This window comes from Saccharothrix sp. (assembly GCF_031180885.1).
Lineage (GTDB): Bacteria > Actinomycetota > Actinomycetes > Mycobacteriales > Pseudonocardiaceae > Actinosynnema.
Window position 1 is genome coordinate 56,943 of sequence record NZ_JAPSLK010000034.1, and the last position, 25,039, is coordinate 81,981.

The 25,039-nt window shown below is 71.7% G+C and carries 24 protein-coding genes; 7 read left to right on the top strand and 17 right to left on the bottom strand.

From position 1 onward, the window contains the following. Nucleotides 1-74 precede the first annotated feature (74 nt). Entirely contained in the window at nt 75-1,049 is a 975-nt protein-coding gene (locus RIN75_RS29620) for a YafY family protein (protein WP_309115325.1), read from the top strand. Here the strand turns inward: RIN75_RS29620 and RIN75_RS29625 are convergent. The 3 genes from RIN75_RS29625 to RIN75_RS29635 form a co-directional block, all read right to left on the bottom strand. Continuing rightward, nucleotides 1,025-2,809 carry a substrate-binding domain-containing protein gene (locus RIN75_RS29625; protein ID WP_309115326.1) on the bottom strand — a complete coding sequence of 595 codons (1,785 nt, stop codon included), beginning with the start codon at nt 2,807-2,809 and terminating at the stop codon, nt 1,025-1,027. The genes RIN75_RS29620 and RIN75_RS29625 overlap by 25 nt on opposite strands. 97 nt (nt 2,810-2,906) lie before the next feature. Then, a complete protein-coding gene (locus tag RIN75_RS29630; RefSeq protein ID WP_309115327.1) occupies nt 2,907-3,785 on the bottom strand; it encodes a 3-methyladenine DNA glycosylase in 879 nt (292 codons plus the stop codon). A gap of 4 nt (nt 3,786-3,789) precedes the next feature. Further along, the gene (locus RIN75_RS29635; RefSeq protein WP_309115328.1) at nt 3,790-4,698 is read right to left on the bottom strand and encodes a helix-turn-helix domain-containing protein; all 909 of its coding nucleotides are present in this window, start codon (nt 4,696-4,698) and stop codon (nt 3,790-3,792) included. 58 nt (nt 4,699-4,756) lie between these two features. Between RIN75_RS29635 and RIN75_RS29640 the strand changes: the two genes are divergently transcribed. After that, on the top strand, nt 4,757-5,971 hold the full coding sequence (locus tag RIN75_RS29640; RefSeq protein ID WP_309115329.1) for an MFS transporter: 1,215 nt from the start codon (nt 4,757-4,759) through the stop codon (nt 5,969-5,971). A gap of 384 nt (nt 5,972-6,355) precedes the next feature. On the opposite strand, the gene RIN75_RS29645 is transcribed toward RIN75_RS29640, so the two are convergent. From RIN75_RS29645 to RIN75_RS29695, 11 genes are all read right to left on the bottom strand, one after another. Then, nucleotides 6,356-6,631, bottom strand: coding sequence for a hypothetical protein (locus tag RIN75_RS29645; protein WP_309115330.1), 276 nt, complete (start codon nt 6,629-6,631; stop codon nt 6,356-6,358). 38 nt (nt 6,632-6,669) lie between these two features. Further along, entirely contained in the window at nt 6,670-7,548 is an 879-nt protein-coding gene (locus RIN75_RS29650) for a CU044_5270 family protein (RefSeq protein WP_309115331.1), read from the bottom strand. Then, nucleotides 7,541-8,107: an RNA polymerase sigma factor gene (locus RIN75_RS29655; protein ID WP_309115332.1), complete on the bottom strand. Its 567-nt coding sequence runs from the start codon at nt 8,105-8,107 to the stop codon at nt 7,541-7,543. Before RIN75_RS29655 ends, RIN75_RS29650 begins: the two co-directional genes overlap by 8 nt. A gap of 115 nt (nt 8,108-8,222) precedes the next feature. Further along, complete coding sequence (locus tag RIN75_RS29660; protein ID WP_309115333.1) at nt 8,223-8,993, bottom strand: ABC transporter permease; 771 nt, start codon at nt 8,991-8,993, stop codon at nt 8,223-8,225. Then, a complete protein-coding gene (locus RIN75_RS29665) occupies nt 8,990-9,928 on the bottom strand; it encodes an ATP-binding cassette domain-containing protein (protein WP_309115334.1) in 939 nt (312 codons plus the stop codon). Before RIN75_RS29665 ends, RIN75_RS29660 begins: the two co-directional genes overlap by 4 nt. Nucleotides 9,929-9,964: 36 nt before the next feature. Then, the gene (locus RIN75_RS29670; RefSeq protein ID WP_309115335.1) at nt 9,965-11,155 is read right to left on the bottom strand and encodes a cytochrome P450; all 1,191 of its coding nucleotides are present in this window, start codon (nt 11,153-11,155) and stop codon (nt 9,965-9,967) included. Beyond that, a complete protein-coding gene (locus RIN75_RS29675) occupies nt 11,152-12,015 on the bottom strand; it encodes a DUF4097 family beta strand repeat-containing protein (protein WP_309115336.1) in 864 nt (287 codons plus the stop codon). Before RIN75_RS29675 ends, RIN75_RS29670 begins: the two co-directional genes overlap by 4 nt. Nucleotides 12,016-12,064: 49 nt before the next feature. After that, entirely contained in the window at nt 12,065-12,550 is a 486-nt protein-coding gene (locus tag RIN75_RS29680; protein WP_309115337.1) for a toxin-antitoxin system HicB family antitoxin, read from the bottom strand. A gap of 340 nt (nt 12,551-12,890) precedes the next feature. Then, nucleotides 12,891-13,928, bottom strand: coding sequence for a hemolysin family protein (locus RIN75_RS29685; RefSeq protein ID WP_309115338.1), 1,038 nt, complete (start codon nt 13,926-13,928; stop codon nt 12,891-12,893). Continuing rightward, nucleotides 13,925-15,250, bottom strand: a complete 1,326-nt coding sequence (locus RIN75_RS29690) for a hemolysin family protein (protein WP_309115339.1) — start codon at nt 15,248-15,250, stop codon at nt 13,925-13,927. Before RIN75_RS29690 ends, RIN75_RS29685 begins: the two co-directional genes overlap by 4 nt. A gap of 153 nt (nt 15,251-15,403) precedes the next feature. Beyond that, nucleotides 15,404-16,435, bottom strand: a complete 1,032-nt coding sequence (locus tag RIN75_RS29695; RefSeq protein WP_309115340.1) for a LacI family DNA-binding transcriptional regulator — start codon at nt 16,433-16,435, stop codon at nt 15,404-15,406. A 188-nt stretch (nt 16,436-16,623) separates the two neighbouring features. Between RIN75_RS29695 and RIN75_RS29700 the strand changes: the two genes are divergently transcribed. From RIN75_RS29700 to RIN75_RS29710, 3 genes are read left to right on the top strand one after another with little or no spacing between them, the layout of a single operon-like run. Next, on the top strand, nt 16,624-17,766 hold the full coding sequence (locus tag RIN75_RS29700; protein ID WP_309115341.1) for a Gfo/Idh/MocA family oxidoreductase: 1,143 nt from the start codon (nt 16,624-16,626) through the stop codon (nt 17,764-17,766). Then, a complete protein-coding gene (locus RIN75_RS29705; RefSeq protein ID WP_309115342.1) occupies nt 17,763-18,887 on the top strand; it encodes a dihydrodipicolinate synthase family protein in 1,125 nt (374 codons plus the stop codon). The genes RIN75_RS29700 and RIN75_RS29705 overlap by 4 nt, the downstream gene beginning before the upstream one ends. Beyond that, entirely contained in the window at nt 18,884-19,714 is an 831-nt protein-coding gene (locus tag RIN75_RS29710; protein WP_309115343.1) for a sugar phosphate isomerase/epimerase family protein, read from the top strand. Before RIN75_RS29705 ends, RIN75_RS29710 begins: the two co-directional genes overlap by 4 nt. Here the strand turns inward: RIN75_RS29710 and RIN75_RS29715 are convergent. Both RIN75_RS29715 and RIN75_RS29720 read right to left on the bottom strand, forming a co-directional pair. Continuing rightward, the gene (locus RIN75_RS29715) at nt 19,711-21,120 is read right to left on the bottom strand and encodes a Dyp-type peroxidase (RefSeq protein ID WP_309115344.1); all 1,410 of its coding nucleotides are present in this window, start codon (nt 21,118-21,120) and stop codon (nt 19,711-19,713) included. The two genes, RIN75_RS29710 and RIN75_RS29715, sit on opposite strands and share 4 nt — an antisense overlap. Before the next feature lie 376 nt (nt 21,121-21,496). Further along, nucleotides 21,497-22,534 carry a serine hydrolase gene (locus tag RIN75_RS29720; protein WP_309115345.1) on the bottom strand — a complete coding sequence of 346 codons (1,038 nt, stop codon included), beginning with the start codon at nt 22,532-22,534 and terminating at the stop codon, nt 21,497-21,499. Between the two features lie 110 nt (nt 22,535-22,644). On the opposite strand from RIN75_RS29720, the gene RIN75_RS29725 reads away from it, so the two are divergent. Continuing rightward, on the top strand, nt 22,645-23,352 hold the full coding sequence (locus RIN75_RS29725; protein ID WP_309115346.1) for an SDR family oxidoreductase: 708 nt from the start codon (nt 22,645-22,647) through the stop codon (nt 23,350-23,352). Here the strand turns inward: RIN75_RS29725 and RIN75_RS29730 are convergent. Continuing rightward, nucleotides 23,306-24,274, bottom strand: a complete 969-nt coding sequence (locus RIN75_RS29730; protein WP_309115347.1) for a WYL domain-containing protein — start codon at nt 24,272-24,274, stop codon at nt 23,306-23,308. The genes RIN75_RS29725 and RIN75_RS29730 overlap by 47 nt on opposite strands. A 33-nt stretch (nt 24,275-24,307) precedes the next feature. On the opposite strand from RIN75_RS29730, the gene RIN75_RS29735 reads away from it, so the two are divergent. Continuing rightward, nucleotides 24,308-24,940 carry an alpha/beta fold hydrolase gene (locus RIN75_RS29735; RefSeq protein ID WP_309115348.1) on the top strand — a complete coding sequence of 211 codons (633 nt, stop codon included), beginning with the start codon at nt 24,308-24,310 and terminating at the stop codon, nt 24,938-24,940. The last annotated feature ends 99 nt before the right edge of the window (nt 24,941-25,039 follow it).

The window sequence follows — 25,039 nt, forward strand, 5'->3', positions numbered from 1 at the left end:
GACGGCCCCGTGCTTCCCGGCACGGGGCCCCACGCATCTAGAAGCTGACAAGTCCTGTCAGGTACAAAGAACCGGTGCGCGCCGGACGTCTGCTCTCGCTCCTCCTGCTCCTCCAGACCAGGGGCCGGATGACGGCGCAGGAACTGGCCGACGAGCTGGAAGTCTCCGTCCGCACCGTCTACCGGGACGTCGAAGCGCTCAGCGCCGCCGGGGTCCCCGTCTACGCCGACCGCGGACCGGCAGGCGGTTACCAGCTCCTCGACGGCTACCGCACCCGGCTCACGGGGCTGACCGGCGAGGAAGCGGAGTCGTTGTTCTTCGCGGGGATGCCGGGGCCGGCGGCCGAACTCGGCCTCGGCACGGTGGTCGCGGCGGCGCAGCTCAAGGTGTTGGCGGCCCTGCCGCCGGAACTCAGGTCTCGGGCGGGACGGATTCGGGAGAGGTTCCACCTGGACGCGGGCGGGTGGTTCCGGCAGAGCGAGGACATGCCGTTCCTCGCCGACATCGCGGACGCGGTGTGGAATCCGAAGAAGCTCCGCCTGCGGTACCGGAGGTGGGGCAACCAAGTCGTCGAGCGGACGGTGGGGCCGCTGGGGCTCGTGCTCAAGGCGGGGCTTTGGTACCTGGTGGCCGAGTCGGACGGGCAGGCGCGCACCTACCGGGTCGCCCGGGTTGAAGCCCTCGAACCCACCGAAGAACCCTTCCAGCGCCCGGAAGACTTCGACCTGGTCGCCTTCTGGGCCGAGTGGTCCAAGCAGTTCGAGGAGCGGATGTACCCGGAAAGGGTCACCGTGAGGGTCACCGAAGCGGGGCTGCGGGCGGCGCGGGCCCTGCTCGGCCTGGCTGCTTTGAGAGCACTCGAAGGCGTTGTGCCGCAAGGGGAGTGGACTACCGTGGAGATCCCCACGGAGTCACTCGACCATGCGCTGTTCGACGCCCTCCGACTCGGCCCGGAAGCGGAAGTGGTCGCACCGCGCGAACTCCGGGAACGGGTCAAGGCGAGGCTGGAGGAGACCGTCCGCCTCTACCGCGACTCCGACAGCAGCTGACCCAGCGCCGCGTCCACGCCGCGACCGTCCTCGACCACCGACAGCGTCCCGCCGGTCGACCGGGCGATCTCCGAGAGCGGCTGGCGCTCCGGGTCGGAGCCGATCGCGATGATCGACACCACCACCTCGCGCCCCTCCTGCCTCGCGCCCGCCAGCTCGGACTTGAGCTGCGCCAACGTCAAACCGCCGTCGTTGGGGCTGTCGGTCAGCACGATGATCCGGTTCCGCTTGCCCGCCTGGAACTCCGCCACCGCCTGCTTGTACAGCGCGGCCAGGCTGGAGTACAGGTGCGTCGCGTTCTGCGGCTTGAGGCCCGCGACCCCGTCCAGCAACTGCTGCTTCTGCGCCACCACGGGACCGGGCGCGACCAGCTGCCGGTACGGCTTGTCGCCGGCCAAACCGCTGGAGAACTCCCACAGGCCCAGCGACCCGGACACCGAACGGTTGATCTGCCCGGTCAACGCCGACCGCACCCACTCGATGCGCGACCGGCCCTCGCCGCCCGGCTCGCCCATGGACTTGGACGAGTCCACCAGCACGGTCACCACCTGGCCGTTGTCGGCGGTGGCCCACGCGGCGGAGATCTGCTGGGTGGTGTTCGCGTCGGCCGGCACGAGCTTGTCGGTCATGGTGGGCCAGCGCAGGCCCGGCGACGGCTTGGGCCGCTCGGTGGTGGCGTCCACCCGCAGGCCCGCCGCGGCGAGCAGCTTCTGCTGGTCGGGCTCCAGCAGGAACTCGCGGAACGCCTGGGCCGCGCGCACCTGCGCCTCGCCGACCCAGTCACCGGCGAGCGGCACGAAGGGGAAGTCCGCCACCGGGGACGGGCCGCCCGCCGCCACCCCGTACAGGGGCCGCAACGGGGGTGTGCCGCTGTCCTTGCCGGTGTTGTGCCGGTACAGGTCGACCTCGAACACCGGGACCGCCGAGAAGCCCGCCGCGTTCACCTCGGGCTTGTCGGCCAGCAGCGACAGCGCCTCCCACGTGCTCGCGGGGGTCTGCGCGGGCTTGGACGCGGTCAGCCGGACCAGGGTGTCCTTCACCGGGTCCAGCGCGAGCATGTCCGTGGTGACCGGGCCCTTGCCGTCCGGGGACGCGCCGGCCAGCGCGGACTGGACCGCCATCGCGGTCGCGGCGTTGGTCGCCGGGTCGGGCATGGCGATCTTGAAGTCGCCCCACTCGGGCTTGCCGAACCGCGCCCAGCCGCCCGCTGTCGCGGTCACGTCGGGCAGGTCGGTCCACCGGAACCCGGCGCCGGACTGCACCGCCGACGCGGCGTCCTGGGTCAGCGCGAGCAGCACGGGGCTGGCCGCGACGGACTCCGGCTGCGCGCCGATCAGGGCCCGGTTCTGCGCGCCGAGCCGGTTGGCCCACAGCGTCGAGTCGGTGATCCACGCGTGCGGCTTGGCGTTGAGCTTGCCCTCGTCCCAGCCCTGGGTGAGGCCTTCGAGGACCAGTTCGGAGTCGATCGCCTGCACCTCGGGGCGGATGCAGTGGTCGTAGACGACCGGGCGCTGCTTGGCCCACGCCCGCGCGACCTCGCGCACGGCCTCGGCGACGCTGGGGGTGGCGGCGACGCGCAGCACGGCGTCACCCTCGCGGCAGTCACCGGCGACGGCGGCGGCGCGCCGGTCCACGATCCCGGCGACCCACGTCCACGCGAAGTACCCGAGGAACAGCAGCACGACCACGCCCAGGATGGCGACCGGCCACTTGGCGATCCCGCGCCGCACCTTCGTCCGCAGCGCGCGGTGTCGAGACATCGTCTTCCCTCTCGAACGTCCGACTTCCGGTATGGCGTATCCCGACCGGCGTCACGCTAACAGGTGAAGTCTGGGGACCGGGTGAAGTGACGTCGAGTTATGACGCCGTTACGGGTGCGTCGAGGAACGTCCGGGTCAGCTCGATCAGCGCCGCCCGCAGCGGGGCGGCGGCCTCGGCGAACGCGTGCTGCCGCCGGACGTACTCGGCCCGTCCCTCGGCGGTCTCCACCGCGATCGGCTCGTAGCCGAGTTTGCCCAGGTCATAGGGGCTGGCGCGCATGTCCAGCTCGCGGACCCGGAGGGCGAGGTCGAAGCAGTCCGCCATCAGCTCGGACGGTGTCGCCGGGTCGAGCTTGTAACTCCACTTGAACAGGTCCATGGACACGTGGAGGCAGCCCGGCTGCTCCAGTTCGACCTGCCGCTCACGGGTGGGGCGCAGCGCGTTGAGCGGGCGCGCTTCGGGGGTGAAGAACCGGTAGGCGTCGAAGTGGCTGCACTGGATCTTGTGCGTTTCGACCACGTGGTCCGTGCCTTGTGAACCGAGCCGCAGCGGCCACGCCTCGTGCCGCACCTGATCGGCCCGGTACACCATCGCCCACTCGTGGAGGCCGAAGCAGCCCAGCCGCGGGGCGCGCGAGGCGGTGGCGGTGAGCAGCCGGTGGGTGAAGTCGATCGTGGACCGCCGTTCGCGGGCGAAGGCCTCGACGTCCAGCGTCACCCCTTCGGGGGTCTCCTGGTACAGCGGCCACCGCAGGTAGTCACGGGCTTGGTCGCCTTCGAGGACGACGCCCGGACCGGGGTGCCAGCGCTCCAGCCGGGACGGCCGGTGCGAGTAGTAGGAGAACAGGAAGTCCAGCACGGGGTGCTTCTCGCCGCGCGCCTTGCGCTCGTGGTGCGGTCCCGTCCAGGCGCGGACGCGGGCCGCGTGCGCGTCGCGTCGCGCGGTCCACTCGGCTTCCGGCAGGACGACCCCCATGCCCCTATCGTATTTCGCCCTCGACCAGCGCTTGACCGAGGTCCGTGCGCATCGAGATGACCTTGCGCCCTTCGCGCATGCTCACGGCCAGGCCCGCGGCCCGCAGCACGGCCAGGTGCTGGGACGCCGCCCCGACCGTCACGCCGAGCCGCGTGGCCAGCTCGGACACCGTCGAGGGCCGGCTCAGCTCTTGCAGCATCCGGGCACGGGTGGGGCCGACCAGACGCGCCAGGGCGTCGTCGGCCGGTGCGCGCCGGCGCTCCCACAGCGACCCCAGGCCGTGCGCCGGGTAGCACAGCGCGAGCCGCCGGGGGCCGTCCCGCAGGTAGACGTCCGGCCAGATGAACGCCGACGGCACGAGCACGAGGTCCCGCTCACCCGCCACCACCGGCCGCCCCCACACCGCGACGCCGTCCGGGTGCGGGGCCACGTCCGGGTGCAGCTCGGCCAGCACGGTCGGCGTGCCCAGGTCCACCAGCCGCCGCGCCCGGCGCTCGATGTCGCTCTGCAGCACGTCCTCCAGCCGGGGCCACACCGGGGCGATGACCGCGTCGTACACCTGCCGGAGCCGGTCGAGGATGGCGGTCAGGGTGGTGGCCTGGTCGTCCAGCAGGGGCCGCAGGCGCGGGTCGTCCGGCAGCGCGGCGGCCACCCGCGCGGGCTGCGCGACGTGCGGCAGCCAGTGCAGCTCGGTGTCCATGTCCATCGACCGCGCCCCCGGCGTCGGGATCAGGAACTCCGGCACCACCGGCATGGTGGCCAACGTGGTCAGCAGGGTCGGGTCCGGCCCGAGTTCGGCCAGCTTCGGCTGCGCCCAGGCGGTCCAGCGCTGGTGGACGGGGGAGGGGCCGGCCAGGACGCGCAGCGCGGCGACGGTCTCCCACAACGGCGAGACGGCGAACCTGAAGGGCACGCTTCATCTGACACTAAAAGGTTCGGTGCCCGCCACCCGCGTTGGCAGGGTGATCGTCATGTCCAGGGGGTGGGTGCGGCTCCAAGCCGTCGCGGTGTCGGGTTCGGTCGCTGAGGGGTTGATGTTGACGGCGCTGCCGCTGGCGGCGGTGTCGATCACGACCGATCCGCGGGAAGTGTCGTTGGTGCAGGTGGTGGGGCAGTCCCCGTGGCTGCTGTTCTCGCTGTTCGCGGGCGTGCTGATCGACCGGGCGCGGCGAACGACCGTGCTGGGGATCGCGTACGCGGTGCAGTGCGCGGCGGCGGTCACGTTGGCGGTGGCGGGGTTCGCCGGGCTGTTGAGCTTGCCGTTGCTGCTGGTGGTGGCTTTTGTCGTGACTTCGGCCCAGGTGCTGGGTGACGGGGCCAGTGGCGCTCTGGTGCCGGAGGTGGTCGAGCCGGACCGGTTGGCGGCGGCCAACACGCGGTTGATCCTGATCGACCGCGGGGTGGTCCAGTTCGTCGTGCCGCCGGTCGGCGGGTTGCTGGTGGGGTTGGGGTTCGGGGCGCCGGCCGGGGTGGCGGTGGCGGCGGCGTTGGCCGCTCTGGTGCTGCGCCGGGGGATCCCGTCCCGGCCGGCGGCGCCGTCGGGCAAGCACCCGTTGCGGGACATCGCGGAGGGTTTGAAGTTCCTGTTCGGGACGCGGTTGCTGCTGTCGATCACGATCGCGGTGGCGCTCGGGTCGTTCTCGGCGAGTGCCGTGATGGCGATGTTCGTGCTGTACGCGCACGAGGTGCTGGGGCTCGGGTCGTTCGGCTACGGCCTGATGCTGGCCGCGATGGCCACGGGGTGGGTGGCGGTGTCGTTCGTGGTGCACCGGGTGGTGGAGCGGCTCGGGTACTCGTGGTCGATGCGGTGGGCCCAGGTCGGCATGGTGGTGACCAACGCCCTGATCGCCGTCGTGCCGCCGTGGCCGGTGGCGGTGGCGGTGGTGCTGTTCAGCTCGACGGCGATCGTGATGGTGTGGAACGTGTGCTCGCAGTCCAGCCGGCAACGGTTCACGCCGTCCGCGCTGCTGGGGCGGGTGTTGACCGGCCACCGGGCGCTGGCGTGGGGGTTGACGCCGCTCGGGGCGTTGACCGGTGGGTTGGTGGCGTCGTGGACGGGGCTGCGGTCGGTGTGGGTGATGGCGGCCGTGGTCCAGATGGGGGCGCTGGCGGTGGCTTGGCTGGGGTTGTCGCCCCGGGCGTTCGCGGCGGCGGAGCGGGCCGTTGAGGAGCGGGCTGCCGCCTAGCCCATGCTCCGCGCTCTCAAGCTCGAACGCGCTTCGCGCTCTCAAGGGACGCGCTGGCGCGCCCTCAAGATCAAAAGCGCCTCGCCGGCGGGCAGGCCACCGATGGGGGGAAGGGCGTCGGTTCCCCACCGCATGGCCACCGCATGGCCTGGCAAAGCCAACCACAGATTTCCCGGGTGCCGCTGAGATTTTTTGCTCGTTCCTCACAAAAAATTTCGGCTGCACCCGGGAAATCTGTGGTAGCCCTTCGGGCAGGCCATGCGGTGGGGGAACCGAGGCCCCACCTGTGGCTGGGAGCCCGGCCCGCCGCGCGGAGCGCGGCGAAAAGCGTTGGGGCCGCTGCGCGGCGAAAAGCGAAAAGCAGCCGCTGCGCGGCCAAAAGGGCTAGAGCGGGGGGACCAGGCCGGGGAACTTGCGGGCTGCGTGGCAGTGGGGGCACTCGCGGCCGTTGTCGACAGTTCTCGGCACGCCGCCGATCACGGCCGAGGTCGGGTGGGCGACGAAGCCCGCCCCGCCGCACAGGTGGCAGATCGTCCGGGCGTCCGAGGTGACGCCGAACAGGTCGTCCTCGTCTTCTTCCTCGTCCTCGAAGTCGTCCTCTTCCGGGTCGAAGTCGTCGTCCTCGGGGTCGAAGTCCTCGGGGTCCTCGTGCGGCTCCACAGGGGACACCGTAGTCCGGTGTCCCCTGTGCCCGCCGGTCAGGGGCGCTGGCCCACCGCGTCCACAATGGACATCTCCTCGGCCGGGCCCCAGGTGTTGCCCAGGTACTCGTAGGTGGCCGGGTCGAAGTACAGGGTGGTCTTCTGCGGCTTGTCGCCCGGGGCCACCGGGGCGGGCCACTCGATGGCCACGGCGGGCCGGCCGGTGGTGTCCTGCGTGTTCCGGACGACCTCCAGGCCCTCCACCCGCGCGGCGGCCTCGAACAGGGCGGCCTTGGCGTCCGGCTTGACCAGCGAGCCGGCCAGGTTCATGACGTCCTTGCCGCGCGCGTTGATGTTGCCCGGACCGCCGCTGGCGGTGGCGTTCAGGTAGGCCAGCATCTCGTCGGCCGTGGTCGGGAGGTCCCGCTTGTAGGCGGGGTCCGGTTCGCACGGCTCGGACAGGTTCGGCAGGATCGCGGTGCCCTTGTACACCGCGCGCACGCCGTCCCGGCAGCCGGGGAGCGGGGTCAGGCCGTCCGGTCCGCTGACCGCGCCGTCCCGGGTGCCGTCCACGGACAGCCACGACTCGCCGCCCCCGGCCGAGCGGGCGTACAGGAACTGGTCGGGGCGGGGTTCGACGAACGGCTCCGTCCGGGCCTTCGCGGCGGCCTGGTTGAGCACCTCCGCCGCACCGGCGACCGCGGGGGCCGGGCCGCCGACGACGTCCACCGGGGCCAGCGTGACCACGGCCGCGACGGCTGCCGCGGCGGCGAGGGTCGACGCGCCGGCCAGCACGAATCCGCGGTTGCGGCGGGTGCGGGGGGACTGTTCGGCGGCCAGGGCGGTCATCAGGCGGGCCCGGGCGGGTGCCAGGTCGGCGGCGGTGGGCAGGGGGGTGTCGTCGGCCAGGTCGCGGACGAGCTTGAGGTCATCCATTGCTCAGCAACTCCTCGAGAGCGGTGGGGTTTCCGAGCGCCTCACGGACCTTGCGGCGGGCTCGGTGGAGGCGGGAGCGGACGGTGCCGACCGGGATGGACAGCGCCCCGGCGACCTCCTCGTAGCTCAGCTCCTCCCAGGCGACCAGCAGCAGCACGTCGCGGTCCTCGGCGGTCAGCGCGGCCAGGGCGTCGGCCAGGGGAGCGCGCAGCGCCTGCGCGGTGACCCTGGTGGCGACCAGGTCGGCGGGTCCGGCCTCGTCCGGCACGGCGGCCTCGCGCAGCCGGAACCGCCGGACCTCGTCGCGCCGGTGTTGGCCGACGAGGTTGGTGGCGATCCCGTACAGCCACGGCCGGGCGTCGGCCCGGCCGAGGTCGTAGCGCTCCCGCTTGCCGAACGCGGCGAGGAACGTCTCCGCGACGAGGTCGTCCGCGACCTCGCGGCCGAGCCGCCGGGCCAGGTACCGCTGGATGTGCGGTGCGTGCCGGTCGAAGATCTCGGCGAACGCCTCCGGCTGCCGCCGGGAGCGTTCGATGATCTCCGCATCGGTTGTCGTCATGGTGGCCTTTCGGGCGTGTGGCGTTCGCCCTGTTATCAGTCGCCCGCGCCGATCGGGTTCACGCACGACGACGCGGGGGTGGCCGAGCCACCCCCGCGCCCATCATCCCCCCTGGTCAGCGGGCCGGGTCGCGGTTGTAGAGCTTGCGCGACCACAGGTAGCCGCCGGCCGCGGCCAGCGCGCACCAGCCGATCGCCCACCACCCGCTGTCGCCGATCGGCGTCCCGTTCAGCACGCCCCGCAGCGTGTCGATCACCGGGGTGAACGGCTGGTGCTCGGCGAACCACGCCACCGCCGGCGACATCGACTCGGTCGGCACGAACGCGCTGCTGATGAACGGCAGGAACTGCATCGGCAGCGAGAACCCGTTGGCCCCCTCCGGCTTCTTCGCCGCCAACCCGCCGGCCACCGCCGGCCACGTCAACGCCAGCGTCAGCATCAGCAGCACCGCCACCGCCAGCAACCACTCGCCGAACGAGGCCCGCGGCCGGAACCCGATCAGCAGCGCGACCCCGATCACCAGGGCGACCGTGGCCATGGTCCGGATCACCGCCCCGACCACCTGCCCGGTCAGCACCGACACCCGGGCGATCGCCATGGTCCGGAACCGGGCGATGATCCCCTCGTTCATGTCGACGCAGATGCCGATCGCGGTGCCCGCGCTGCTTGACCCCACGGCCATCACCAGGATGCCGGGCACCAGGTAGTTCACGTACGTGCTGCTGCCGACGGTGGTCAGCATCGCCCCGCCGAACACGTAGACGAACAGCAGCATCATGAACACCGGCACGAACAGGCCGGAGACCGCCATGACCGGGTAGCGCTGCTGGTGCTTGAAGTCCCGGCGCAGCATGGTCATGGAGTCGGCGAAAGCGGTCGCGCTCATCGGGCGCTCTCCTGCGGGGTCGGGTGCCCGGTGAGGGCGAAGAACACGTCGTCCAGGTCGGGGGTGTGCACGGTCAGGCCCTCCGGCTCGATGTCGGCCAGGTCGAGCCGTTCCAGCGTCGCGCGCAGCGACCGGACACCGCCGTCGCCGGGCACCTGCACCGTCAACGCCCCGTCGTCCCGGCTGCCCCCGCCCAGCACCCGCACCGCGCGGTCCACAGTGGACAGGTCGGCGAACCGCAGGCTCACGTGACCGCCGGGCACCAACCGCTTCAGCTCCTCCGCGGTGCCCTGCGCGACGAGCCTCCCGTGGTCCAGCACCGCGATCCGGTCCGCGAGCCGGTCGGCCTCCTCCAGGTACTGCGTGGTCAGGAAGATCGTGACGCCCTCCTGCGCCACCAGTTCCCGGATGATGTCCCACAGCCCGTGCCGGCTGCGCGGGTCCAGACCCGTGGTGGGCTCGTCCAGGAAGATCACCCGCGGCCCGCCGACCAGCGTCATCGCCAGGTCCAGCCGCCGGCGCATCCCGCCGGAGCAGGTCGAAGCGGGCTTGCGCGCCGCCTCCACCAGGTCGAACCGCTCGATCAGCCGCGCGGTCAGCCGCCTGCCCTCCCGGCGCGGCAGGTGGCGCAGGTCGGCCATCAGGTTCAGGTTCTCCTCGCCGGTCAGCAGGCCGTCGACGGCGGAGAACTGGCCGGTCACACCGATCACCGAGCGCACGCCGTCCGGGTCGGTCCGCAGGTCGTGGCCGCAGATGCGCACCTCGCCCGCGTCGGCGGTGATGAGCGTGGACAGGATCTGCACGGCGGTGGTCTTGCCCGCCCCGTTCGGGCCGAGCAGCGAGAAGACCGTGCCCTCGGCGACGGACAGGTCGATGCCGTCGAGGACGACCTTGTCGCCGAAGTTTTTGCGCAGCCCGAAGGCCGAGATGGTCATGGGTTCCCCTCAGAAGGTACTGCGGAAGAAGATCGGTCAGACGCGCAGCGGCAGCGTCTTGACGCCCGTCATCGTGGGCGAGGGCATGAACGTGGGCGCCTGGTCGGGGTCCACGCGCAGGCCGGGGAAGCGGTCGAGCAGGGCGTTCACCGCGACGCGGCCTTCGAGGCGGGCCAGCGGCGCGCCGACGCAGAAGTGGATGCCGCGGCCGAAGCCGATGTGCGGGTTGGGGTCGCGCGTGGCGTCGAACAGGTGCGGGTCGGTGAACCGGCGCGCGTCCCGGTTCGCCGCGGACAACCAGACCATCAGCATCTGGTCGGCCGGGATGTGTTGTCCCCCAACGGTGACGTCCGTGGTCGTGGCCCGCGCCACAGCCGCGAACGGGGTGAAGTAGCGCAGCGACTCCTCGATCGCCACCGGCACCAGCGACCGGTCGGCGCGGACCCGGTCCCGCTGCGCGGGGTGGGCGTCCAAGCACAGGGTCGTGTTGCCCAGCAGCATGGTGGTGGTGACGTGCCCGGCGACCAGGAGCACGACGGAGAAGTTGACGACCTCGTTGTCGTTCAAGCGCTCCCCGTCGACCTCCGCCTGCACGAGACCGGAGATCAGGTCGTCACCGGGGTCGGCCCGCCGGGCCCGGATGTGCTCCTTCAGGTACTCCTGCATCGGGGCGAACCCCTCGACCGCCGCGGCGAAGTCCTGTTCCATCTTCTCCTTGCTGTCGTTCAAGGAGAACTGGTTGGTCTCGGCGAACATCTTGTCCACCCACTCGCGGAACAGCCCGCGGTCGCTCGTCGGCAGGCCGAGCAGTTCGGCGATCACGATCACCGGGAGCGGGTAGGCGAGGTCCGAGACCAGCTCGAAGCGGTCGGTGTCGACCTGGTCGAGCAGTTCGTGGGTGAGGGCGGTGATGCGGGGCTCCAGATCGGCCACGACCTTGCCGGAGAAGGCCTTGCTCACCAGGTTGCGCAGCTTGCGGTGGTCCGGCGGGTCCATGTCGAGGAGGTTGCCCTCCCGCAGCGACTGGTCCACCTGGACCGGGAAGAGGTCGTTCACGTGGGCCGAGGAGAAGGTCTTCGGGTCACCGAGGACCGCGCAGGCCTCCTCGTGCCCGTAGACGTTCCACATTCCGGTCTGCTCGTCGAACGAGACCGGGCTCGGGGGGTCTTCACCGCGCAGCCAGAACTGCGCCGGGTGGATGCCCCACCGGTCGGCGAGGTCGGTCATGAGTCGTCCTCCTTCATCGGGATGGCACGGCGGACCACGATGTCGCCGTACGCGGTGCGCCCCCGGACCTCGACGGTCTCGGTGGCGGGATCGGGGGCCGCGGCGGCCTCCAGGGAGTTGTGCACGGCGCCCAGCACCGAGCCCAGGTCCAACCACGCCGCGGTGCCGTTGCGGATGCCGATCTCCAGCTGGCCCACGGACGTCTCCATGACGACCTTGCCCCGCACGACTTCGGCGATCCGGATGCTCCCGCTCGCGGTGGTGGCGGTGGCGTCGCAATGGGCGAGGTCCACGGAGATGTCGCCGTTCGCGGACTTCACGCGCAGCTCGCCGGTGACCTCGCCGACGCTGGTGCGCCCGTTGGAGTTCTTGATCACGGCGTTCCCGTCGACGTGCTCGACGCGCAGGTCACCGGACCCGGTCAGCACGTCGGCCTCGCCCGTGACGTGGTTGACGCCGACGTTGCCCATCGCCGTGCGCAACCGCAGCGGCCCGGTGCGGTCGACGTGGAGGTTCCCGGTGGCACTGCGGAACCGGAACTCGCCGAACCGACCACGAGCGTCGAGGTCGCCCAACGCCGTGTCCCCCCGGACGCTGGACCCGGCCGGCAGGTCGATCGAGACGTCCACCGAGCCGCCCTTGTTGAAGATCCCGCGCGGCTTGGGCGTCTTGACCAGCAACCGACCGTTCTCGAACTCCACCCGGGTCTGGTCGGCGGCCTTCACGTCCCCGTCCCGGTTCGGATCGCTCGGCCGCACCTCGACCACGGTGTCGGTCCGGTCGGATGCCGTGATCCGGGTGGGTCCGACGATCAGTTCGAGGGTGACGGAGATCGGTTCGGGCGTGGCGAAAATGGGCATGGCTGTCCCCTGGTAGTGGGTCTGGGAGTTGTTTGCGCTGGTAGGGCGGTTACCGGACCCAGCCGGTGTAGCGCTGGCCGAAGTGCGTGGTGGGCTGGCGGACGCCCTGGTCGAGCGCGGAGGAGGCGGCGCGGACCAGCCAGGCGTTGACCGAGATGCCGGCCTGGGCCGCGGCTTCCTCGACGCGCTGCTTGAGGTGCTCGGGCAGGCGGAGGTTGATCCGCGTCATCGCGCCGTCGTCGTCCACGGGCGGGGGCGGCGGAGTCGGCTGCGGGGGCGCTTCGGTCGTGGCAGGCGGCGGGCTGACCACGAACTCGGGGTCCCGTCCGCGCAGTCGCACGTCCACGGAGCCGGGGGCGAGGTCGCGGGTGATCTCGGCGGCGGCGGTGGAAAGCGCTTCCAAGAGGGTCAGGCGGGTCGCGGAGTCGACCTGGGAGGTGAGGCGGTCGGCCAGGGCACGGGCCTCGTCACCGACGGCCTCGGCGGCTACCGCGAGCTCGCGGCGAAGGTTCTCGACATACGGCGTGAGGTCCATGGCACAACTATGGCATCACCCTGGCACCACTTGCAACCCTGAAGTGGTGCCAACGTGTGCCATGTGGTGCCACGCCGTGCCATCCGGTGCCACCTACGCCACGAGTCAGCCCCTGCCCGACACCTCCAGCCGCACGCCGCCCGCCGGCGAGGCGCTTTTGATCTTTAGGTCGCCGCTCACCTGCTCAAATGCCCGCTTCGCGGGTCAAAACAGAACGCGCTCCACCCTCCCGGAGGAGGAACGCGCATCGCGCCCAAAAAACGCGCCGCGCACTCTCACGATGAAAGGCGAACCCGGAAGGGTGTGGCGAAGAGCAAAAGCCGCCGACGCAGGAAAGGTGTCAGAGGTCGCGGTAGACGTGGGTGCCGTCTCGGACGGTGCCCACGTACTCCTCCACCAAATCCTCCAAAGCCACCACGCCCCGCACCTCCCCCTCCGCCGTCACAGCCTTCGCCAAGTGGCTCTGCGCCCGCCGCAACGCCGTCAGCGCCTCGTCCAACCGCGCCTCGACGCCGACCTCCGGCAACCCCCGCACCCGGTCCGCCGGCAAGACCGTGGACGGGTCCGCATCGGCCAGGTCCAGCACGTCCTTCACGTGCAGATACCCCACCAACACCCCACCGTCGTCCCGCACCGGGAACCGCGAGAACCCGGTCGCCGAAACCGCCGCCTCGACGTCCCCGATCGTCGGCCGCGCGGGCACCGACGTCACCCGCTCCAACGGCACCAGCACGTCGGCGACCGTCCGCTCCGCCGACGACAACGTCTGCGTCAACCGCCGGTGCTCGGAGTCCTCCAGCAACCCCTCCTGCCGGGACTGGGCGATCAGCAGCGCCAGCTCGTCCCTCGTGTACGCGGACTCCAGCTCGTCCTTCGGCACCACGCCGACCAGCCGCAGCACAGCCGTCGACACAACGGTGAAACCCCGCAACAACGGCGCGACCAGCTTGCAGAACCAGTAGTGCACCGGCACCAGCAGCAGCGCCGTTCGCTCCGGACCCGCGATGGCCAGGTTCTTCGGCACCATCTCGCCCAACACGGTGTGCAAAGCCACCACGATCACGAGCGCGATCGCGAACGCCACACCGTGCAACAAAGCCGGCGGCAGCCCAACCGCGTGGAACGGGGCCTCCAGCATCGACGCCACGGCGGGCTCACCCAAAGCGCCCAGCCCCAGCGAGCACAGCGTGATGCCCAACTGGGCGCCGGCGATCAGCAACGGCAGCTCGCGACCAGCCCGCATGACGACCCGGGCCCGGGAACTGCCCCGATCGGCCAAGGCCTCCAACCGATCCCGCCGAGCGGTGATGATGGCGAATTCGGCGCCGACGAAGAAGGCGTTGCCCGTCAGGAGCAGCAGGATCATCAGGACGCTCATCGCGCCACCTCCGGCTCCACCCGCGACATCCGCAACTCCGCCACCCGGTGCCGGTCCATCTGCACCACGGTGATCCGCCAGCCGTCCACGCGGATCTCGTCACCGACGTCCGGGATCCGGCCCAGCCTGGCCAGCACCAGACCCGCCAGGGTCTCGTAGTCGCCCTCCGGCATGCGGAAACCGGTCGCCTCGGCCACCTCGTCGTCGCGCAGCAGACCCGACACGAGCCAACCATCCGCACCCAGTGGCCGGACCGGCGAGCCCTCGCGGCGGTCGTGCTCGTCGCGGACGTCGCCGACGATCTCCTCGACCAGGTCCTCCAAAGTCACCATGCCCGCCGTGCCGCCGTACTCGTCCACGACCAGCGCGGTTTGCAGGCCGGACGCGCGCAGGCGGTCCAGCAGGGCGTCGCCCTCCAAAGTCTCGGGAACGGTCTGCACGGGGCGGGTCAAAGCCGACACGGGGGTGGTGGCGCGTTGGTTGCGGGGCACGTTGAAGGCCTGTTTGACGTGCACGATCCCGCGGACCTCGTCCAAGTCGCCGTTGTGCACCGGGAACCTCGAAAAGCCGGTTTCCCTCGCCTTGGCCAGCAGGTCCAGCACAGTCGCGTCGGCGCGGAGGGACTCGACGCGCACGCGGGGCGTCATCAGCTCGTCCGCCGTGCGGTCGCCGAACCGGAGAGACCGGTCCAACAGGGTGGCGGTGCCCTCGTCGATCGTGCCCTGTTCGGCGCTGGAGCGGATCAGCGCGCCCAGCTCCTGCGGGGACCGGGCGGACGCCAGTTCCTCGGCCGGTTCCACGCCCAGCCTGCGGACCAGCCAGTTCGCCGCCCCGTTGAGGCCGATGATCAGCCAGCGGAACACCGCCGAGAACCCCGCCTGGATGCCCGCGACGGCCCGCGCGGTCTCCAGCGGCCTGGCGATGGCCAGGTTCTTGGGGACCAGCTCGCCGAACACCATCGACAGCGCGGTGGCCAGCGCGAGCGCGACCACCAGCGACACCGGCCGGGCCACCGACTCGGGCACGCCGATCAGCCCCAGCGCGGGGGCGATCAGCTCGGCCAAGGCCGGTTCGGCGATGAAACCGGTGATCAGCGTGGTGAACGTGATGGCCAACTGCGAGCCGGACAGCTGGAACGACAGCGTCCGGTGGGCCTTCTCCACCGTCTTGGCCTTGGCGTCGCCCACGGTGGCGACGTGCGACTCGACGGTGCTGCGCTCCAGCGCGGTCAGCGAGAACTCGGCGGCGACGGCGATGAACGTGCCGATCGTCAGCGCCACGACGGCGACCAGTCCCAGCACGCTGAGCAGGATCTCGGTCACCGGGCACCCCGGGAGGGGCTCGGGTCTTGCGGCAAGCCGGGTGTCGGACCCGGCTCAGTACTGCATCCAGGCGATTGCGCGTCGCGCACGGAGGTGATCACTCCTAGGAAGGGGTGGTCGGACTACCGATCCAGTTTAGAGAGTCGGCGCGGGTCAGCGCAGTCCGGTTCCGGAGGGTGACGACGTGCTCGCGCGCAGTACCACCTCGCCGGCCACCCGGACCGTCCGCACGCCCGGGGCTTCCTCCAAGACCAGCCGTGCGGCCCGTTCGCCCATGTCCTCCAGCGGCAGTCGGACCGTGCTCAGGCCGGGGGTCAGGTCGCGGAGGGTGGGGATGTCGTCGAAACCGGCGATGGACACGTCCTCGGGCACCCGCAGGCCGTGGTCGCGCAGGGCCGCCATGGCGCCCACCGCCATCACGTCGTTGACGGCGAAGATGCAGGTAGCGCCCGTGTTCGCGGCGAGGAGGGCCTGGGTCGCGGCGTAGCCGCCGTCGCGGGTGAAGTCGCCGTGGTGGACGACCGGGTCGGGCACGTTCTCGTCGGCCAGGCCGGCTCGGAAGCCGGCGACGCGGTCCCGGGCGACGACCAGGTCCGCCGGCCCGGCGAGCACGGCGAACTCCCGGTGGCCGAGCGCGGCGAGTTCGACGGCCAGCGCCCGCGCGCCCGCCCGGTTGGCCGGGACGACGGTGTCCACGCCGAGCTTGGCCTGCGACACGGCGGCGACCCGGCCGCCCTGGGCGGTGAACGCGTCGATCTCCTCGACCAGGCGGGCGGCGGTGGGCTTGTCGGTGGTGCGGCTGCCCGCGATGACCACGGCGCGGGCCCGGTGGGCGCGCAGGGTGTGCAGGAGGTCGACCTCGCGGCCGGGGTCGCGGCCGGTGGTGCCGAGCACGACGACGAGGCCTGCTTCCTCGGCGACCCGGGTGACGCCGGCGGCGATGGAGGAGAAGTACGGGTCCGCGATGTCGTGCACCAGGAGACCGACCAGGGCGCTGGTGTTGCGGGCGAGGGCCTGGGCGGAGGCGTTGGGCAGGTAGCCGAGCCGCTGGGCGGTCCCCACGACCCGTTCCCGCAGTTCGTCGCTCACCTGGCGGGTGCTGCCGTTGAGCACGCGCGAGGCGGTGGCCAGCGAGACGCCCGCCTGCTTCGCCACTTCGACCAGCGTGACCTGCCGGGATGCCAAGCGTTCCTCCTCGCGGTGTGCGGGCTGCGAGCCTAACCCCCGACCGGCCGCACGTCGGCGGCGCCACACCCGACAGGCCGGCGAACAGGGGTGTGTTGACGTGCGCGTGCGGCCGACCGTAGCGTGTGGAAAGCGCTTTCCAAACCCGCGCTTTCCACACCACTGCCACTTCGGCTCGGAGGTCACGCATGGCTGTGCGCACGATCGGGGTCGTGCTGAACGGGGTCACCGGGCGGATGGGGTACCGCCAGCACCTCGTCCGCTCGATCCTCGCCATCCGCGAACGCGGCGGGGTCCGCGTCGACCCGGACACCGTGCTGCTCCCCGAGCCCGTCCTGGTCGGCCGCAACGCGGAGAAGCTCAAGGAACTCGCCGCGCGCCACGACCTCGCCCGCTGGACCACCGACCTCGACGCGGCCCTGGGCGACCCGGCCACCGAGGTCTACTTCGACGCCCAGGTCACCTCGGCCCACGTCGTCGCCATCTCCAAGGCCATCGCCGCGGGCAAGCACGTCTACACCGAGAAGCCGGTGGCGTCCTCGCCCGAAGAGGTCCTCGAACTCGCCCGGCTGGCCGACGACAAGGGCGTCCGGCACGGCGTGGTCGCCGACAAGCTCTACCTGCCGGGCATCCGCAAGCTGCGCCGCCTGGTGGACTCGGGCTTCTTCGGCCGGGTCCTGAGCATCCGCGGCGAGTTCGGCTACTGGGTCTTCGAGGGCGACTGGCAGACCGCGCAGCGACCCTCCTGGAACTACCGGGCCGAGGACGGCGGCGGGATCGTCATCGACATGTTCTGCCACTGGTCCTACCTGCTGGAGAACGTCTTCGGCCCGGTCGAGGCGGTCACCGCGCGCGCCGTCACGCACATCCCGCGGCGCTGGGACGAGCAGGGGCAGCCCTACGCCGCCACCGCCGACGACGCCGCCTACGCGATCTTCGAGCTGGCCGGGGGAGTGGTGGCCCAGGTCAACTCCTCCTGGACCACCCGCGTCCGGCGCGACGAGCTGGTGGAGTTCCACGTCGACGGCACCCACGGCAGCGCCGTCGCCGGACTGCGCAACTGCGTGGCGCAGTCCCGTGAGATGACGCCGAAGCCGGTGTGGGACCCGGACGTCCCGTCGCCGCACGACTTCCGCGCGCAGTGGCAGGAGGTGCCGGACAACGAGGAGTTCGGCAACGGGTTCCGCGTGCAGTGGGAGGACTTCCTCACCCACGTCCACCGCGACCTGCCCTACCGCCACGACTTCCGCGCCGGCGCCCGGGACGTCCGGCTCGCCGCCCTGGGTCTGGAGTCCTCGCGCACCGGCCGCCGGATCGAGGTGCCCGCGTGACCACCGTCCGCCTGCCGCGGCCCGACGGCACCTTCACCACCCACACCCTCGATGAGCCCAAGGACTGGGGCGCGCCGGCCGGTCCGCCGACGTCCCGCGTCGCGTTCGCCGCCGCGCACGTCGTGGCCGACCCGTTCGCGGACAACACGCCGGGCGCGCCGGCCCAGCTCGACTGGGACGCCACGCTGAGCTTCCGCCGCCGCCTGTGGGACCTGGGTTTCGGCGTCGCCGAGGCGATGGACACCGCCCAGCGCGGCATGGGCCTGGACTGGCCGACCGCGTTGGAGTTGATCCGGCGCAGCGCCGCCGAGGCCACCGGCCGGATCGCGGCGGGCGTCGGCACCGACCACGACACCGCCGACCCGCTGACCGCCTACACCGAGCAGTTGGAGGCGGTGACCGCGCTCGGCGTGCAGCCGATCCTGATGTGCAGCCGCAAGCTGGCCGCCGTCGCACGCGGACCCGAGGACTACCAACGGGTCTACGCCGCCCTGCTGGAACAGGTGACCGAGCCGGTGATCCTGCACTGGCTGGGGCCGGCGTTCGACCCGGCGCTGACCGGCTACTGGGGTTCGACGGACGTGGCCGAGGCGACCAAGCACTTCCTCGACCTCATCCACACCTATTTATCCAAAGTGGACGGCGTGAAGGTGTCGCTGCTCGACGCCGGGCACGAGGTGTCGTTGCGGCGCGCGCTGCCCGACGGCGTCCGCTGCTACACCGGCGACGACTACAACTACCCCGAGCTGATCGCGGGCGACGACGTCGGCCACAGCGACGCCCTGCTCGGCATCTTCGACCCGATCGCCCCCGCCGCCGCGTCCGCGCTGCACGTCTTGGATTCCGGTGACGCGCAAGAGTTCCGGGCGATCCTCGAACCGACCGTGGCGCTGTCCCGGCACATCTTCGGCGCGCCCACGTTCCACTACAAGACCGGTGTGGTGTTCCTGGCCTGGCTCAACGGGTTCCAGGACGCCTGGTCGATGGTGGGCGGGATGCAGTCGGCGCGGTCCCTCGTGCACCTGGGGGAGACGCTGCGCCTGGCCGACGCCGCCGGACTCCTGGTGGACCCGGCGCTCGCGGCGGCCCGGTGGGAGCAGCTGGTGGGGGTGTTGTCGTGAGGCTGTCGCTCAACCAGGCAACGATCAAGCGCGCGACGGTCGCCGAGGCGGTGGACGTGTGCGTGCGGCACGGGATCTCCTCGATCGGGCTGTGGCGCGAACCGGTGGCGGAGTTAGGGCTGGACAAGTCCGCGCGGCTGGTCGAGGAGGCCGGGCTGCGGGTCTCGTCGCTGTGCCGGGGCGGGTTCTTCACCGGGGTCGACCAGCGGGAAGCGTTGGCGGACAACCGGAAGGCCATCGACGAGGCGGCTGCGCTGCATGCGGACTGCCTGGTCCTGGTGCCCGGCGGGGTGCCCGATCGAGACTTGATCGGCGCGCGGCAGCGGGTCGCGGACGCGTTGGCGGCCTTGGCGCCTTACGCGTCGGACGCCGGCGTGAAGCTCGCGATCGAACCCATGCACCCGGTGTTCTGCGCGGATCGGGGTGTGGTGTCGACGTTGGGGCAGGCGCTGGACCTGGCCGCGCCGTTCTCCCCGGACGTGGTGGGTGTCGTGGTCGACGCGCTGCACGTGTGGTGGGACCCGGACCTGCCCGCGCAGGTCGCCCGCGCGGCCGGCCGGATCTTCTCCTACCAGGTGTGCGACTGGATCACGCCGCTGCCGGCGGACGTGCTGCTCGGGCGCGGCCTGCCCGGCGACGGGCACGTCGACCTGCCGTGGCTGACCGCGCTGGTCGAGCCGTTCTACTCCGGTGACGTCGAGGTCGAGGTGTTCAACGCGGACGTGTGGGCGGCGGACTTTTCGTCGGTGGCCGCGGACCTGGTGCGGCGGCACGCGGCCGGGTGGCGGCCGGTCGTGGACGGCGGCCACGACCGGCCGGCCGCTTAGCGCGGCAGTTCCCGGCCCGCCGCCAGCAGCCGCAGCGTGCTGATCGACGGGACCAGGGCGTACAGCGCGCCCGTGGTGCGGACGAAGCGGGGGAACGCCAGTTCCGTTCCCCCGAACCGCGCGCCGCCCGCGCCCCCGATGACCGGGTCGGTGCCGGTCGGCGCGCCGTCCGCGCCGCCGGCGAACTCCGGGTTGTTCGCCCAGACCCGTTGCTGGAACTCGAACTGCTCGCGGATCGACGTGCAGTGGGCGACGAACACCAGCCCGCGCTCGGCGTGCGGGTCCTGCTCGTGGGGCGGCCCGAACGGGATGCCGCGCCGCAGGATGCGCCGCTGCGTGGGCTTGCGGTAGGTGAACGAGCGCGGGTTGGTCTTGCGGATGTGCGCCGCGCACGGGGTGCGCTCGCCCAGCGGGTCGCCGGCGTAGTCGAAGTCGTTGCGGTCCGGCCCGAGGCCGAGCGCCGGGTCGGCCGGGTCGGCGAGCGGGCGTCCGTCGCGGTGGCGGCCGATGAGCAGCGCGCCCATCTCGTCCGGGGTGACGCCGAGGGCGTCGGCGTGTTCGCGGAGGGCTTCCTGCCAGCCCGCGACGTCCTGGGTGAGGCGGCGGATGACCTGGAGCGACCCGTTGTGCAGCCAGCGGGCGGTGCGGTCGCTCTCGTCGCCGCGCTCGCTGTCGTGGCCGAAGACGAACTCGCCGGGCTTGACCAGCAGCGCCCCGGCGTGGCCGAGGCGGTGGCCGGGTCGGTGCGGGTCCTCCTCGTGGAAGCCGTGGACGCCCGGCTGCGAGATGCCGTCCTTGAACCCGAAGTGCTCGCGCCCCCTGAGCCGCCCGGGGAGGGTTTCGCCGAGTTCCTGGTGGACCTTGACGACGCCGAGGAGGTCGTCGAGCAGGTCGAGCATGGTGTCCACGGCCTGGAGCCGCTCGGTGCAGTCGGACGCCACCGTGACCACGGCGTGGATGTGCTGCTCGGACCGGCCGAACAACCACTCTTCCGGGTCATCCCCGGTGACGTCGGCCCGTGCTTCCGCGCCCATCCACAATTCCGGGTCTCTTCGCTCGAGATCCTCGGCAACGGCGGACGGGTTGACCGCGAGCTTGACCAGGCCCTCGGGCGTCAGCGACAGGTTCGCCCAGGTGGCCTTGAGCGTCTGCGGGTCCCCGCCGAACATGGCGCGGCCCAGCGAGAAGGCTTCGTTGAAGTCCTCGACGTCGGCGGTGACGGAGAGGTAGCCGATCATGGCGGCCAGCCAGGTTCTCCCCAGCTTGGCGTCGGTGAACCGCAGGAAGCGGAACTGCTGGTGGTCTTTGTTGAACGCGGCGAGCACGTTCCCCTGGATCTCACGCGACTTCCGCAGCGGAGGCCGAACCCCCCGCTGCTCGGCGTGCAGGTGCAGCAACTCGGACATACCGAGAGTCCCCATTCCCCCGAATGCTCTCATGAGCAGAAGAGCACATTCGACGGTCCCTGATACCGACGAGTAGCAACCACCACCCACCCGGCGTAACGAGAACCGAAACTGTCGGTGGCCCGTGGGACAAGGGAACCGGGGGCCGGAGGCCGAGCCGCAGTCGGCTCAGCGGTGGCGGTCGGAGCGGCTGAGCGCCGGCGGTTGGATCGGCTGAGCGGCGGCGGTCGGCGGGGTGGCGGCGGCAAGCGGTGGGCGTGGGATGGCGATGGCACATAGTCGGATCGTGCTGCTGAACGTGTCCTACCTGCCGAACAGCGCTCAGAACGACCGGTGATCGGGTCGCGGCCGGAAACCGCGACCCGGTCACCGGGGGTCAGCCGCCGTTGGACGCGCGGTACGGCTGGGCCGAGTACGCGCGCGGCTTGGCGGTGGTGATGCGCAGGACCGAGTCGTACAGCGTGCGGCCCAGGGCGGCGCGGGCGCGCAGGGCCGGGTGGGTGGTGCTGTAGTTGTCGGCGTTGGCCGCCTGGTCGCCGGCGAACTGGCCCGACGCGAACAGCGCGTACGTCACGACCGCCTTGCCCGACGCGTCGAACACGATCCCCGCCTCGTTGCGGCCGTCCGCGAACCACCCCGCCTTGGTGGCCACGTTCAGCCGTTCGGCGGACGACAGGTTCAGCCGGATGCCGTCCGTGAACGACGTCAGCGACCGCAGCACCTTCAGCAGGTGCTCGGTCGACCCGGCCGACAGCAGTTCACCGCGCACCAGCTTCTGCAGCAGCGTGAACGTCTCGCGCGGCGTCGTCGTGCCCAGGAAGAACCGGTTCGGGTTGGCCACCGGCACGACCTGCGTGTGCACGAAACCCTTCGACCGCAGGATCTCGTTCAGCTCCGCCGCCGGCACGACCAGCCCGCACAGCCGCACCGCCGTGTTGTCCGACACGGTCAGCAGGGCCGCCAGCGCGTGCCCGACCGTCACCGAACTGGGGTACGCCCCGTCCAGCCCGAAGATCCCGTCGGTGTCCTGGATCACGATCGACGCGGTCACGTCCACCCGCTGGTCGAGCGTGATCAAGCCCCGGTCGACCTTGTCCAGCACCGCGACCGCCACCGCGATCTTGTTCACGCTGTACGCGTCGACCACCCGGTCGGCGTTGTCCTCCACGGCGGTCTTCACCACGCCGTCCGGGTCGGCCACGCCGATGTAGGACGACCAGGTCCCGCGCGCGAGGTACGTCTCACGCTGGTACTTCCGCGCGATCTTGCGGCGGGCGAGGTCGGCGGTGGTCGGGATCAGCGCGTCCCACTCGGCGTCGGTCTCCTGCGCCGAGGCCGTGCCGGCGGTGCCCAGGACGGCGCCGGCCGCCGCGACCGAGCCCAGACCCAGCGCGAACCTGCGGTTGATGTTCATGTGCCCCCAATCAGGTGGTTGTCCGCCCACATAGACGCCGGCGGAGGCCGTTTTGTTGCCTCCCTCGGCGCAACGCGGTGCGCTGATCCAACCAGCAGTAGCCTGCCGACATGGGTGAAGGGGTATTCCTCATCACGGGTGCGTCCCGCGGCATCGGCCTGGCGACCGCGCAAGCCGCCGCCGAGGCCGGGTACCGGCTGGTGCTGACCGCGCGGGACGTCGAGAAGCTGGCCGAGCACGCGGCGCGGCTGGGCGGCCCGGACCGGGTGTGGGTGGCCTCCTGCGACGTGCGCCGGTGGGAGCAGGTCGCCGCGCTGGTCGGCCGGGTCGAGGAGGAGTGGGGGCGGCTGGACGTCGTGTTCGCCAACGCGGGCACCAGCGTCGTCACGTCGTTCACGTCCTCGCAGGGCGCGCCGCCTTCGCAGTGGGCCGACATGGTCCTGACGAACGTGTGCGGCCCGGCGTTCACCGCCCGCGCCGCCCTGCCCGCCCTGATCCGCAGCGGCGGTCACCTGGTGCTCACCGGGTCGGCGGCCGGGCGCGGGGTGCGGCCGGGCAACCTGTACTCGGCGACGAAGTGGGCGGTCACCGGCCTCGCTCAGGCGATCCGGGCGGAGTGCGTCGGCACCGGGGTGCGGGTCACGCTGGTCCAGCCGGGCCTGACCGACACCGGCGGCATCCCCGCGTCGCGGCTGGGCGACCCGAAGCTCGCGCCCGCGGACGTGGCGCGCGCCGTGCTCTACGCGGTGTCCCAGCCGTCCACTGTGGACGTCAACGAGATCCTGGTGCGGCCGGTGGGCCAGGACGCGTACCGGTGAGCCGGGCCGCGACCGCGCGCAACGCGGCCACGACCTCGTCGGACGCCTCCAGGGTGTAGTCCGCGCCGCACAGCAGCAGGTCCGCGGCGATCGGCTCGATCGTGTCCGCGCCCAGGTGCACCCGGCAGGTCGTCGCCGACACCGGCTCGACCTTGCCCGGCAGCGCCACCACCAGCCGCGCCTCCACGATCGGCGCGGGCGCGCGGACCAGGGCGGTCGCCGCGTACCGGTAGGGCGCGGTGGTCAGCCGGCGCGCGACGAACGCGCCGGGTTCCTCGGGCAGGTCGCGCGGCGGGAACCGGTGCCCGGTGGTGCGCGGCGCGCCGATCCGGTCGACCCGGAACATCCGCCAGTCCTGCCGGGCCGGGTCGAACGCGAGCAGGTACCACAGGCGGAACAGCGTCACCAGGCTGTGCGGCTCGACCTTGCGGTCCCGGCCCTTGTAGGTGAACCGCACGGCCTCGCGGTCCCGGCACGCCGCCGCCAGCACGCCCAGCGCCGCCGGGTCGGACTCCGGTGTCCCGCCGAACGGGATGCGCGACACCGTCGAGCCCAGCGCGTCGATCTGCCGGCGCAACCGGTCCGGCAGCACCGGTTCCAGCTTGGCCAGGGCGCGGAAAGCGCTTTCTTCCATGCCGCGGGTGGACGCCGCCGTGCGCAGCCCGATGGCCACCGCGACCGCCTCGTCGTCGTCCAGCAGCAACGGCGGCAGGTCGCGCCCGGACTCCAGCCGGTACCCGCCCGTCGTCCCGGTCGTCCCGTGCACGGGATAACCCAACTCCCGCAACCGCTCGACGTCACGCCGCACGGTCCGGTCGGTCACCCCGAGCCGCTCCGCCAGTTCCGCGCCGGTCCAGTCCCGGCGGCTCTGGAGGAGTGACAAGAGTCGCAGCATGCGGGCGGGCATGTTCATTACGGACATCCTATGTCCTAAGGCCGTTCTAATGTCGATCACATGACGACTTACGTGCTGATCGCCGGCGCCTGCCACGGTGGCTGGTACTACGACCCGATCGCGGACCGGTTGCGCGCACAGGGGCATGAGGTGCACGCGCCGACGTTGAGCGGCGACGGGAACTTGAAGGAACATGTCGAGCAGGTGCTGGGTGTGCTGGAGGGCTTGGACGACGTCGTGCTGGCCGGTCACAGCTACGGCGGCATGGTGATCACCGGCGCGGCGGACCGCGTGCCGGAGAAGATCAAGTCCCTGGTGTACGTGGACGCGTTGGTGCCGCGCGACGGCCAGTCCGCGTGGGACCTCGTGCACGGCTTCTGGCGGGACTGGTACGTCGACGGCGCGGCGGCCGACGGTCGCGGGGTGGCCCCGATGCCGTTCTTCGACGAGCGGGCCTTCGCCCATCCGATCGCGTCCCTGCTCCAGCGTTCCCGGTTGACCGGTGCCGTCGACAAGATCGCGGATCGCTGGTACCTGTACTGCGAGCAGACCCAGGAAAGCCCCTTCACCCAGTTCCGGGACGCGTTCCGGGACGACCCGAGCTGGCAGGTGCGGTCGCTGGACGTCGGCCACGACTTCCTCGACGGCGGCGCGGAGGAGTTCCTGGACGTGCTGGCGAAGGCGGGGGAGTAGGCCATGCCCGGGTCCGCGACCGCGTGACCGCGCTTGTGCCGGGTGCGATGACGCTCGCCGGGTCCGTGGATGTGGTCGGCCGGGCTCGTGGCCGGCGCA